We start from the raw sequence: 12,259 nt of genomic DNA on the forward strand, positions 1-12,259 counted from the left end.
TGCCCCACCTGCCACCGCGACATACCCACACCCGCACCAACCTGACCAAGCACTACTAGCGCGGGAGGATGGGCGGTCGGCCGCCCGGCAAGGTCCGACCGGCCCGGTGCGAACCGTCCCGGACACCCCACGAGGAGGAAGCAACAGCATGGTGACCACGGCTCCGTACGGCGCCTGGGCATCCCCACTGGACGCCCGGACGGTCGCCGCCCGCGACGGCCGCCCGGCATGGGTCGGCTTCGTCGGTGACGACGTGTGGTGGACGGAGCCGCGGCCCGGCGAGGGCGGCCGGCGGGCGCTGATCCGCCGGCGGCCGGACGGCGTCGAGGAGTCGGTGCTGCCCGCCCCCTGGAGGGTCCGCAGCCGGGTGGTGGAGTACGGCAGCCGGCCGTGGACCGGCACGGTCACCGAGCGCGGCCCGCTGGTCGTCTTCAGCAGCTCCGCCGACCAGCGGCTGTACGCCTACGAACCGGACAGCGGCGCCGCGCCGCGCCCGCTCACCCCGCGCTCCGCAGCGGCCGGCGGACTGCGCTGGGCCGACCCGGTGCTGCGGCCGGAGTCAGGCGAGGTGTGGTGCGTCCTGGAGGAGTTCGCGGAGGAGCGGCCCACCGATCCGCGGCGGGTGATCGCCGCCGTGCCCCTCGACGGCTCGGCGGCGGAACGCCGTGAGTCGGTACGGGAGTTGAGTGATGACCGGCATCGCTTCCTGACCGGCCCGCGGATCTCGCCGGACGGCCGGCGGGTGGCCTGGCTCGCCTGGGAGGACCCCGTGACGTCCGGGGCCGGCACCCTGGCGATGGTCGCCGAGATCACCGCCAAGGGAGAGTTCGCGGACATCCGGCCGCTGGCCGGAGACTTGGGCCCCGGCCATCCGGGCGGCGGCGCGCAAGGGGAGTCCATCGCCCAGGTCGAGTGGGCGACCGACGGCTCGCTCCTCTGCGTCTCCGACCGCGACGGCTGGTGGGAGCCGATGCGCCTCGACCCGGACGCGGCGGACGGCGGCAAGGCCGGCGGCCGGGCGCTGTGCCCCGGCCGGCAGGAGGAGTTCGGCGGTCCGCTGCGGACCATCGGGCAGCGCTGGTTAGTGCCCCTGGAGAACGGCACCCTCGCGGTGCTCCACGGTCGCGGCCCGAAGACCCTGGGCATCCTCGACCCGGTCAGCGGCGAGGTGGTCGACTCCGCCGGCCCCTGGACGGACTGGGCGGCCACGCTCGCGGCGCACGGCACCAGGGTCATCGGCGTCGCCGCCGGCCCGCGCGGCACGTACGACATCGTCGAGCTGGACACCTGCACCGGCCGCTCCCGGACGATCGCCGCCCGGCACACCGCCGTGCTGGACCGCGCGTACCACCCCAGCCCCCAGGCGCGTACGTTCACCGGCCCCGGCGGCCGGGTCATCCACGCCCACATCCATCCGCCGCGCCACCCCGAACACGCAGCCCCCGAGGGCGAGTTGCCGCCCTATGTGGTGTGGGCGCCCAGCGGCCCGGCCGAGCACGCCCCGCCGGCGCTCGACCTGGAGATCGCCTACTTCACCTCCCGGGGCTTCGGCGTCGCCGCGGTCGACCACGGCGGCCCGACGGACCACGACCGGGAGTACCGCGAGCGGCAGCGCGGCCGGCCGGGCATGGCCGACGTCGAGGACTGCGCGGCCGTCGCCCGGGCACTGGCCGATGAGGGAAGCGCCGATCGCGACCGGCTGGCCATCCGCGGCGGCGGCGCCGGCGGCTGGGTGGCCGCCGCCTCGCTGACCTCCACCGACCTCTATGCCTGCGGTGTGCTCCGCCACCCCGTCCTGGACCTCGCCGCCCGGGCGACGGGCGGGGATCACGACCTGGAATCGCGGCATCCGGAGTCCCCGGCCGGCCCGCCGGCCGACGTCCCCGACCGCTCGCCGGCGCACCGCACGGACCGCATCACCGCCCCGTTCCTCCTGCTCCACGGCGCTGACGACGCGGTCTGCCCGCCTGCGAGGTGCGAGCGCTTCCTCGCCGGAGTCTCCGGGCGCGGCATTCCGCACGCCTGCCTGGTGTTCCCCGGAGAGGGCCACGGCTTCCGCTTCGCGGACACCCGGATCCGCGCCCTGGAGGCCGAGCTCGCCCTCTACGCCGAGACCTTCGGCATCGCCCGCGGCGATGTCCCGGTGCTGGCGCTGCACACATGACGGCGGCGGAGGTGGCGGAGCTGATCCGGCCGCGGCGGCTGCGACCCGGCGACCGGGTGGCGGTCGTGGCGCCGAGCGGTCCCGTCGCGCCCGAGCGGCTGGCCAGCGGGCTGGACACTCTGCGCGGCTGGGGCCTGGATCCGGTCACCGCGCCCCATGTCCACACCGGGCACGGCACGTTGGGCCATCTCGCGGCGGCCGACGAGGCCCGCGCCCGCGACCTCCAGGAGGCGTGGTGCGACCCGTCCGTCACGGCGGTGTTCGCGGCCCGCGGTGGCTACGGGGCCCAGCGGATGGTCGACCTGCTGGACTGGGAAGCCCTTCGTGCTGCGGTCCCGAAGCCGCTGATCGGGTTCAGCGATGTGACGGTGCTGCACGAGGCGTTCGCGGTGCGTGCCGGCGTCACCTCGCTGCACGGCCCCTCCGTCGCCGCCCAGGCCCTCTCCCAGGACGAGCCCACCCGCGAGCATCTGCGGCGCACGCTCTTCGCGCCGGAGACGGTCCGCACCCTGGCGTCGGCCTCCGTCCGGCCGCTGGTGCCGGGCCGCGCCCGCGGTGTCACCCTCGGCGGCTGTCTGACCCTGCTCGCCGCCGAGCTGGGCACCCCGCGGGCCCGCCCCGGCGCGGCCGGCGGTCTGCTCCTCCTGGAGGACACCGGGGAACCGCCGTACCGCATCGACCGCGCACTCACCCAGCTCCTGCGCGCCGGCTGGCTGGACGGCGTCGCGGGGATCGTGCTCGGCTCCTGGGCCCGCTGCGGTCCGTACGAGCGGCTGCGGGAGGTGCTGGCGGATCGACTGGGCGGCCTCGGGGTGCCGGTGGTGGAGGAGTTCGGGTTCGGGCACGGCGACTCCGCGCTGACGGTGCCGCTCGGCGTGCCGGCGGAGCTGGACGCATCGGCGGGCACGCTGATCTGTGCGATACCCGCATTGCTTTGAGGGCGGGCGGCCCGACATTAGGCTGACGTAGCGTCAAAATCATTGTCCCCGCTGCCGTCGTACGCCCCATATTTCCGTGGGTAGCCATGAACTGACGCCCCGACACCACCCCGTGCCGTGAGCGTTGACATGTCCGTTACTCGTGTCACACCATGACCCCGCCGCTACCGACTGGTTGGTACGACGTGTCCTTGTGGAGGTCTGCGTGCCCAGCGTGTCCCGAGCCGTGTCCCGCCCCGTACTCCGCACGTCCCTCGCCCTGCTGGCCGGCACCGCCCTCGCTGCGCCCCTCATCCTGAGCGCCCCCGTCGCGGCCGGGGGCGCCGCCGCCCCGTATACCGTCAGCGCGCTGACGGTGACCGTCCATACGGGTGACCGCACCTGCCCCGTGGACGTCGACCTGTACCGCCCCCGGGGCGTGGACGCCGCGCATCCGGCGCCCGCCGTGCTGACCACCAACGGCTTCGGCGGCAGCAAGGCGGACGGTTCGACCGACGCCATCGCCAGGGCCTTCGCCTCCCGCGGCTATGTCGCCCTGGCCTACTCCGGCCTCGGGTTCGGCAGGACCGGCTGCCCGATCTCCCTCGACGACCCCGGGACCGACGGCACGGCGGCCGGCCGGCTGATCGACCTGCTCGCCGGGACGCGGACCGCCGACGACGGCACCCGCATCGACTACGTCACCAAGGACCGGCCCGGAGATCCGCGGGTGGGCATGATCGGCGGGTCCTACGGCGGCGCGATCCAGATGGCGACCGCCGCCGTGGACCACCGCGTAGACGCCCTCGTGCCGCTGATCACCTGGAACGACCTCGGCTACTCCCTCGACCCCAACAACGCCGGCCGCACACGGGACGTCAGCGGACCGGTGCCCGGCGCGTACAAGTACCAGTGGACGAACGGGTTCTTCCTGATCGGCGAGGCGCAGGGGCTGCTCAATCCGGGGCTGGACCTGTCGCGGACCGGCGGCGCGGGGTGCCTGCACTTCGTCGCGCCGGCCTGCCGGATAAAACGGCTGCTGGATTCCCGCAGATATCCGGAGGGCCGGACCGAGGAGATGCTCCAGTACGTGCGCAGCGTCTCACCGGTCTCGTACCTGAAGTCGGTCAGGGCGCCGACGCTGCTGGTCCAGGGGGAGGCCGACAGCCTCTTCAACCTCAACGAGGCCGTGGCCACGTACCGGACCCTCCGCGCGCAGGGTACCCCGACCGGGATGATCTGGCAGTCCTGGGGCCACAGCGGCGGGATCAAGGACCCCCCGAAGGGTGAACTGAACCTGGCCAAGGGCAACTTGGAGAGCAGTTATGTGGGGCAGCGGATCCTCGCCTGGTTCGACCGCTATCTGCGTCACCGCACGGTGACCGGTACCGGCCCGGCCTTCGCGTACTACCGGGACTGGGCGACCGGCAGGAGCGCCTATGCCACCTCGTCCGCCTACCCCGTGGGCGGCAGTCAGCGGCTCTATCTCTCCGGTGACGGCATGCTCGTCGACAACCGCGGCAAGGTCGCGAGCGGCAGCCGGGAGTACCGCAATCTGCCGGTGCCCACCAGCCATTCGGAGACCTCGCTGGCCGGCCTGATCGGGTTCCCGGACATGCCGCCGTACGACATCAAGGGCACCTACCTGGACTGGACGTCGGCGCCGGTGTCCGGCGGGCCGGTGGACGTCGTGGGCGCGCCCAAGGTGACGCTGAGGGTCGACTCTCCCCAGGCCGAGAGGGTGCAGAACTCCTCGGACGCGGCCGACAAGCTGGTCCTCTTCGCGAAGCTGTACGACGTCGCGCCGGACGGCACGAAGACGCTGGTGCACCGGTTGGTGGCCCCGGCCCGGGTGCCCGATGTGACCCGGAAGTTCACCGTGGAACTCCCGGGCATCGTGCATCGCTACGAGCCGGGGCACCGGCTGCGGCTGGTGATCGCCGCGAGTGATGCCGCCTATGCGGGCAATCGCGGGGTGAAGCGGGTGACGGTCACCAGCGCTCCCGAGGACACCGGGGTCCTCGAACTTCCCGTCACCGAAGGGGTGTTGCCGTAGCGGATGGGGTGGATGCCGTACTGATCGGGGTCAAGGGCGGAACGCAGCGTGCGCGCCGCGGTCACCTGGCGCCGGCCGCAAGCCGTACGCGTCGGCCGCACGCCATGGGCGTCGGCCGGGGGCCGCGGGCGTCATCCGGGTCGTCCGCGCGTGGGGGGCAGGTCGTCCGGCGTCAGTCCTCCGCGATCGTGATGGCCTGTACGGGGCACGCGCGGGCGGCCTCGCCCACCAGGGGGTCGCCCGCGCCGTCCTCACGGCCGGGCAGCAGTGCGCTGAATCCGTCGTCGTCCTGGGTGAACACCGACGGTGCCGTGAGCGCGCACTGGCCGGAGCCGATACAGAGGTTCTTGTCGATGGTGATCCGCATGTCGGAACCCTTTCCGTGGGCTGCCCCCTTGGTGGAGGCCGGGTGGCGCTACCAGGCCAGAGGCAGTTCGAGCATTCCTTGCAGAGTGTCCCCCGGCTTGAACGGAATGTCGGCAGCCGGCACGGCGAGTCGCAGATCGGGGATCCGCGTGAAGAGCGAGCGCAGCGCGATCTCCATCTCCGCGCGGGCGAGATTCTGCCCGAGGCACTGGTGGACGCCGAAGCCGAATGCGATGTGGTGGCGCGCCGAACGGCCGACGTCCAGCTCGTCCGGCGACGGATAGGCCGTCCCGTCGCGGTTGATCAGTGACGTCGAGAACACCACCCCGTCGCCCGTCCGGATGGTCCGCCCGGCGATCTGGATGTCCTCGGTCGCCACCCGCAGCATCCCGTCGGCTATGGACAGGAACCGGAGCAACTCCTCGACCGCGGACGGCATCAGGCTCTCGTCCGCCCGCAACTTGGCCAACTGCTCGGGGTGTTGCAGGAGGGTGAAGGTGCCGAGCGAGATCATGTTGGCGGTGGTCTCATGGCCGGCGACCAGCAGGACCATGGTCAGCCGGACCAGCTCGTCGCGCTCGACGGCACCGGCCCGGAGCCGCTCCTCGATCAGCTCGTCCAGCAGGCCGTCGCCGGGATCCTGCTCCTTGCGGGCGATCAGGTCCGAGAGATAGCCCTCCAGCTCGGTGCGGGCCCGATGGACTTCCTCGGCCGTACGACCGCGGAGCAGACGGCGGGACTGCTCCTCGAAGAACTCATGGTCGCCATACGGGACGCCGAGCAGCGAGCAGATGACCATCGAGGGCACCGGCAGGGCGAACGCGGAGACCAGCTCGGCGGGCGGGCCCTGCGCCAGCATCCGGTCCAGCAGCTCGTCGACGGTCTGCTGGATCCGCGGACGGAGCGCTGCGGTCCGCTTGAGGCTGAAGCTCGGGATCAGCATCCGGCGCTGGGAGTTGTGCTCGGGGTCGTCCGTACCGACCAGCGGCGCCCGGAAGCGCCGGGCGGCGTTGAACCGCTCGCCCGGCGCCGGGAACGACGGGTTCTGCCGGTCGGACGAGAGCCGGGGGTCGGTCAGCAGCGCCCGCGCCTCGGTGTGGCCGGTCACGGCCCAGACCTTGCGGCCGTCGTAGAAGGTGACGTGCGTGAGCGGGCCTGCCTCGCGCAGCGGTCGGTAGTTCGCCGGCGGGTGGTAGGGGCAGGTGCGGTCCTGGGGGAAGGAGACGGTCTCGGTCACGGATTCCTCCCGTGCGGGTGAGGTGAGCCGGTCGTCAGTCGGACGTCGTTGCCGACTCCCGTGTGACATGCCGGCCCTGGAAGCGAGCCCGGCTGCGCCGCACCGGTCCATGCGATGCCCACGGCACCCCGCGGTCCCCGTACGATCCGGCCGACGCGGCGCGGAATCAGCCCCGTTCGATCCCTTCACCCCCTCTCGGCGGCGGATTCCGATGCGCGAGTATCCGGGCTTACCTCGCGAACGTCCGGACTTGTGCCGGTGGTTCCCGCCGGGCGCAACAAGGTCTCCAGCACCGCGTCCAGATGGCGGTCGCGGGCGTCCCCGGCCGGCAGCGTCCCGGGAACCGCGTGGCTCAGCTGGGCGTGACCGAGGTAGGTGGTGTACGCGAGCAGGCCGCGGCGCTGTGCCTCGTCCTCCGGGAAGCCCAACTCCGCGTAGAGCGCTGCGATATGGCCGATGCGGCGGTCCGTCACCCGGGCGAGCGCAGCCGCCACCCGCGGATCCGCTGCGGACGCGAGCAAGGAGACCTCAAGGGGGTCCTCGGCGGCACGGTGGGTGCCCCGCACGAACAACCTGCGGAGCCGGGCGCCGGGGTCGGGCTCTTCCGCCAACTCGGCTATCACGGCCTCGGTGCGGCTCTCCTCCCAGCGCTCCAGCGCGGCCTCGATCAGCGCGTCCCGATTGGTGAAGTGCCAGTAGAAGCTGCCCTTCGTGGTGCCCAGCCGGGCCGCGAGCGGCTCCACGGCCACCGCCGCGAGTCCGCCCTCGCCCATGGCCGCCAGGGCCGCATCGGCCCAGTCCCGCGCGGTCAGCCGCTGCCGCGCACCGCTCCCGCGGGTCTCCCTCGCTCGCTCTCGCACCATGACCATACGCTACCGTATGGTCAAAACATACGCCACCGTATGGAGGTGCCCTGTGCGCACGGTCCGCAACGTCCATACCCGCACTGTCCAGGCCCCGGCGAGCGTCGTGGGAGCCTTGCTCGACCGGCTCGGCGGCGATCCCGATCCGCTCTTCCCGACGCCCGCCTGGCACCCGATGCGCCTCGACCGCCCTCTGGAGGTCGGTGCCGTCGGCGACCACGGCCTGGGCCCCTACCGGGTGACGGTCCACGAACCCGGCCGCCGCATCCGCTTCGCCTTCCCCCCGGGGCCGGACGGCGACGACACCGGCTACCACGAGTTCACCGTCCACCCCTTGGGGTCGGACCGCTGCCGGGTCGACCACGTCCTGGAGGTCCGGCGCGCCTTCGCCCGCAGGCTCGTGTGGCATCTGGCGATCCGTGCCGGGCACGACACCGTCGTCGAGGAGACGCTCGACAACGTCGAACGGGCGGCCACCGGACAGCTCCGCGCCTCCGTCCGCTGGTCGGCGCGCGTACGGCTGCTCAACCGCCTGCTGTGGGACCGCCCGACGGCCGTCGACCTCCCGGAGGGCGCTCGGCTGGCACGCCGTGCCTTTCCGCGCACGGACTTCCAGGACGCCTGGCAGCTGCCGCTGCGGCCCGGTATGCCGACGGAACCGGAAGCCTGGGAAGGGGTGTTGCGCGGTGCGCCGTTCCCGGTGGTGGGCCGGGAAGGCGGCGAGATCCTGCTCGGCAAGGACGCCGGCCACCTGGATTTCCGGGCCTCCATCCTGGTCGCCGACGGCCGCGTCACCCTCGGCACGGTCGTCCGCACCCACCACCGGGGCGGGCGGCTCTACCTCGCCCTCGTCCGGCGCGTCCACCCCTTCATGGCCCGCACGATGCTGCGCCGCACCCATCGCCGGCTGGCCCTGGCGGCACCCGGCGCGGGGGAGCGGTGGGCGGCGCGCCCTCCCGTGGGGCGGTGATCCGCGGGATACGGGGATCCACTGGTCACTGCTGGCACTGAGTGCCAAACTCGCTTCATGGGGCAACGACACGACATGGAGCACCGGCACGACACCGGCACGGATCTGGCCTGGGCGGCGCTGGCGGGCGACCCGGTCCTCACGGAGCGGATCGCATACGGCGGGCCGCCCGGCCTGCTGCCGGCCCGGCTCCCGGTGATGGACCTGGCCCGCGCCACCGTCGCCGTCTGCGCGCTCGCCGCGGCGGAGCTGGCGGCGCAGCGCGACGGTGGCGCGCTGCCCGCCGTACGGGTCGACGACGGCGCGGTGGCCACCGCCTTCGTCAGCGAGCGCCATCTGCGGATCGACGGCCGCGCCCCCTCGGTGTTCGCGCCGCTCTCCCGCTTCTGGCGCACCGCCGACGGCTGGGTGCGCACACACGCCAACTACCCGCACCACCGCGCCCGTTTGCTGGGTGCACTGGGCCTCCCGGAGACCGCCGGCCCGACCGAGGTCGAGACCGTCGTCGCGGGACGCACCGCCGAGGACGTCGAGGAGGCCGTCTACGCGGCCGGCGGGCTGGCCGTAGCCGCCCGCACCCCCGAGGAGTGGGTCGCCCACGCACAGGGCATCGCGACGGCCCGGCTGCCGCTGCTCACCCGCGAGACCCTCGGCGGCGGCACCCCGCCGCGCCCGCTGCCCGCCCTCTCCGGTGCTCCGGCCCTCCCCGCCGCCGGGCTGCGCGTCCTCGACCTGACCCGGGTGATCGCCGGACCGGTCGCCACTCGCACCCTCGCCCTCCTCGGGGCGGACGTCCTGCGCATCGACGCCCCGCAGGTCCCGGAGAGTCAGGACGCGCACAGCGACACCGGGTTCGGCAAGCGGTCCACCACCCTGGACCTGGGGTCGCGCAGCGGTCGCGCGTCCTTCGAGGCGCTGCTGGCGGATGCGCACGTCGTGGTGACCGGCTACCGCCCCGGTTCCCTGGACCGCTTCGGGCTCGCCCCCGAAGCGCTCGCCGAACGCCGCCCCGGGCTGGTCGTCGCCCGGCTCTCCGCCTGGGGAGAGGACGGAACCTGGGGTGCCCGGCGCGGATTCGACAGCCTGGTACAGGTCGCGACCGGTATCGCCGCCATCGAGGCGGACGCCGACGGTCACCCCGGTGCGCTGCCCGCCCAGGCGCTGGACCACGGCACCGGGTATCTCCTGGCAGCCGCGGTGCTGCGATCGCTGACGGAGCAGTCGCGGACCGGCGGTGCGCATCTGGCGACCTTCGCGCTGGCCCGTACGGCGCGGTGGCTGATGCAGGACCTGGGGGGCGGGCCCGACGGACACGCCGCGCCCACGGGGACGGCCGCCTCTCCCACGGGCTACGACCCCGACCACTACCTCCGGGAAACCGACAGCCCGGTCGGCCGGCTGCGGCACGCCGTCCCGCCGGTCGCCTTCGTCGGGGGACCGGCCAATTGGGCGACACCGCCCGGCCGTTGGGGGGTGGACGCGCCCGTGTGGCGCTGACCTCGGCCCCGATGAGGCCACGCCGTCCCGCCCGTACGGGATCGGTCCGCACCTGGGCCGCCGCCGTACGGGCGGGATGGGCCGCCGCGCCCGAAAGCCGGTTGGCCACGCTCCGCAGCCCCTCGTACGATCTGCCGATGACGAGCTCCGATGACCGCTACCTCGCACGCGGCCCCCGGGTGGGCATCCGGCACTTCACCGCCGCCGACCGGGAGGAATTCACCACGCTCGCCCGGCAGAGCGCCGAGCTGCACCACCCCTGGCTCTATCCCCCCGTCACCGACGACGCCTACGACGGCTACCTGGCGCGCCTTCAGGAACCGGCCCGCGAGGGCTTTCTGATCTGCGAACACGCCAGTGGGCGGATCGCCGGCTACCTGACCGTCAACAACATCGTGCACGGCGCGTTCCGCTGCGGCGCCATCGGCTACGGGGCCTTCGCGCACGCCGCCGGACGCGGCCTGATGGGCGAGGGGCTCCGGCTCGTCCTCCACCACGCCTTCGGGGAACTGGGCCTGCACCGCCTGGAGGTCAACATCCAGCCGGACAACCGGCAGTCCATCGCCCTGGTCCGACGCGCCGGATTCCGGCTGGAGGGGTTCTCCCCGGACTTCCTGTTCATCGACGGAGCCTGGCGCGGACACCAGCGCTGGGCCATGACCAGCGAGATGCTCCAGGACGGAACGACGGGATCCACCCGCTCCCGGGACACGCCACAGCCCGTCGTCCTCCAGCGGCCGGTACCGGTCTTCCGGATCTTCGACCCGGCCAAGGCGAAGGAGTTCTACGTCGGTTACCTCGGCTGCGCCGTCGACTGGGAACACCGCTTCGAACCGGGAACGCCGCTCTACACCCAGGTCTCCCGCGGCGGCCTGGTCCTGCACCTCTCGGAGCACCACGGGGACGCGACCCCCGGCTCCACGGTCTACACCGAGCTGTCCGGCGTCCGCGCCCTCCATGCCGAACTGGCAGCCAGGGAGTACCCGTTCCAGCGGCCGGGCCTGGTGGAGGACGAGTTCGGGACCTCGCTCACCCTCACCGACCCGTTCGGCAACCGGCTGCGGTTCAACGAACCGGGCGGGGCGGAGAAGGAAGACCAACGGGGCTGACGGGGTTGCCGGGAGAGGTCCGCCGGGACGCCCCCGGCGGCGCCGCCGGCCCGGGGATTTCCGTGCAACCCCTTGCAACCAACGGTCGTCCCCGTAACGGCCGTTACGATCCCCTTATGCGCCGGAACGTACTGATCGACGCCCCTTCCAACCTGGGGCTGCGGCCCCCCGCGCCCGGCGCGGTGCCCGGCTGCTGCAAGCTCGCCGGGGCGCTGCGCGAGCAGGGACTGCTGCGGCGGCTCGGGGCGCTGGAGGGCGGGGTCGTGGTGCCGCCCCGCTACGCCCTGGGGGAGTGGCGGGAGGGGGACGGGGACTTCCACGCCGCGGCGATCGCCGGGTACAGCGCGCGGCTGGCGCGGCGGGTTCAGGGGCACGTACGGAGCGGCGACTTCCCGATCGTCCTCGGTGGCGATTGCAGCATCCTCCTGGGGGCCGTGCTCGCGCTGCGGCGGTTGGGCCGGTACGGCGTGGCCTATCTGGACGGGCACGGCGACTTCCGGCACCCGGGGAACACGGAGGTATCCGGTCCGGTCGGTGCCGCGGCCGGGGAGGGCGTCGCTCAGATCACCGGACGGGGACAGTCCGATCTGACGGACATCGACGGCCTGCGACCGTACGTCCGCGACCAGGACGTGCAGCTCCTGGGGGTCCGCGACGTGGACGAGGACCAGCCCGAGCTGAGCCGGCTGGGCATCAGCTGCACCAACGTCGGCGAGATCCGGCGGCGCGGTCCGGAGACGGTGGCGCGGGCCGCGCTCGGGCACCTCCAGAACTCCCCGCTGGACGGCTTCTGGATCCATCTGGACGCCGATGTGCTGGACCCGTCCGTGATGCCGGCGGTGGACAGCCCCGATCCCGGCGGGCTGTCCGTGGCCGAACTCCGGGCGATGCTCGCGACGTTGGCGGCCTCGCCGCGCTGCGTAGGGGTCGATGTGACGATCTACGACCCGGACCGCGACCCCACAGGAGCCGGGGCGGTGCTCCTCGCCGACCTCCTTGAGGGCGTCTTTGCGCAACCCTGACCGCACCTGGCCGCTAGACGCCCTGTTCAGACCGGCGATCACGTTGTTCCATGGTCAA

At 73.3% G+C, this 12,259-nt stretch carries 10 protein-coding genes; 7 read left to right on the top strand and 3 right to left on the bottom strand.

Going from position 1 to position 12,259, the window contains the following annotated elements; genetic code table 11:
- Nucleotides 1-148: 148 nt before the first annotated feature.
- The 3 genes from IEZ17_RS21780 to IEZ17_RS21790 all read left to right on the top strand — a co-directional run bounded on the left by IEZ17_RS21780 (nucleotide 149) and on the right by IEZ17_RS21790 (nucleotide 5,137).
- Entirely contained in the window at nucleotides 149-2,164 is a 2,016-nt protein-coding gene (locus tag IEZ17_RS21780; protein WP_189302689.1) for a prolyl oligopeptidase family serine peptidase, read from the top strand.
- Nucleotides 2,161-3,102: a S66 peptidase family protein gene (locus IEZ17_RS21785; RefSeq protein ID WP_189302691.1), complete on the top strand. Its 942-nt coding sequence runs from the start codon at nucleotides 2,161-2,163 to the stop codon at nucleotides 3,100-3,102. Before IEZ17_RS21780 ends, IEZ17_RS21785 begins: the two co-directional genes overlap by 4 nt.
- Before the next feature lie 214 nt (nucleotides 3,103-3,316).
- Nucleotides 3,317-5,137, top strand: coding sequence for an alpha/beta fold hydrolase (locus IEZ17_RS21790; protein WP_189302911.1), 1,821 nt, complete (start codon nucleotides 3,317-3,319; stop codon nucleotides 5,135-5,137).
- Between the two features lie 172 nt (nucleotides 5,138-5,309).
- On the opposite strand, the gene IEZ17_RS21795 is transcribed toward IEZ17_RS21790, so the two are convergent.
- From IEZ17_RS21795 to IEZ17_RS21805, 3 genes are all read right to left on the bottom strand, one after another.
- Nucleotides 5,310-5,504, bottom strand: coding sequence for a ferredoxin (locus tag IEZ17_RS21795; RefSeq protein WP_189302693.1), 195 nt, complete (start codon nucleotides 5,502-5,504; stop codon nucleotides 5,310-5,312).
- A gap of 48 nt (nucleotides 5,505-5,552) precedes the next feature.
- The gene (locus IEZ17_RS21800; RefSeq protein WP_229852486.1) at nucleotides 5,553-6,740 is read right to left on the bottom strand and encodes a cytochrome P450; all 1,188 of its coding nucleotides are present in this window, start codon (nucleotides 6,738-6,740) and stop codon (nucleotides 5,553-5,555) included.
- Between the two features lie 185 nt (nucleotides 6,741-6,925).
- On the bottom strand, nucleotides 6,926-7,609 hold the full coding sequence (locus IEZ17_RS21805; protein ID WP_189302697.1) for a TetR/AcrR family transcriptional regulator: 684 nt from the start codon (nucleotides 7,607-7,609) through the stop codon (nucleotides 6,926-6,928).
- A gap of 46 nt (nucleotides 7,610-7,655) precedes the next feature.
- Between IEZ17_RS21805 and IEZ17_RS21810 the strand changes: the two genes are divergently transcribed.
- From IEZ17_RS21810 to IEZ17_RS21825, 4 genes are all read left to right on the top strand, one after another.
- A complete protein-coding gene (locus IEZ17_RS21810) occupies nucleotides 7,656-8,573 on the top strand; it encodes a DUF2867 domain-containing protein (protein WP_189302699.1) in 918 nt (305 codons plus the stop codon).
- A 57-nt stretch (nucleotides 8,574-8,630) separates the two neighbouring features.
- Complete coding sequence (locus tag IEZ17_RS21815) at nucleotides 8,631-10,070, top strand: CoA transferase (protein ID WP_189302700.1); 1,440 nt, start codon at nucleotides 8,631-8,633, stop codon at nucleotides 10,068-10,070.
- A 137-nt stretch (nucleotides 10,071-10,207) separates the two neighbouring features.
- Entirely contained in the window at nucleotides 10,208-11,179 is a 972-nt protein-coding gene (locus tag IEZ17_RS44505; RefSeq protein ID WP_373299886.1) for a glyoxalase superfamily protein, read from the top strand.
- Between the two features lie 116 nt (nucleotides 11,180-11,295).
- Nucleotides 11,296-12,201 (top strand): arginase family protein, encoded by a 906-nt coding sequence (locus tag IEZ17_RS21825; RefSeq protein WP_189302702.1) that lies wholly within the window; start codon nucleotides 11,296-11,298, stop codon nucleotides 12,199-12,201.
- Nucleotides 12,202-12,259: the final 58 nt, after the last annotated feature.

The organism is Streptomyces albospinus, from assembly GCF_014648695.1.
Classification (GTDB): domain Bacteria; phylum Actinomycetota; class Actinomycetes; order Streptomycetales; family Streptomycetaceae; genus Streptomyces; species Streptomyces albospinus.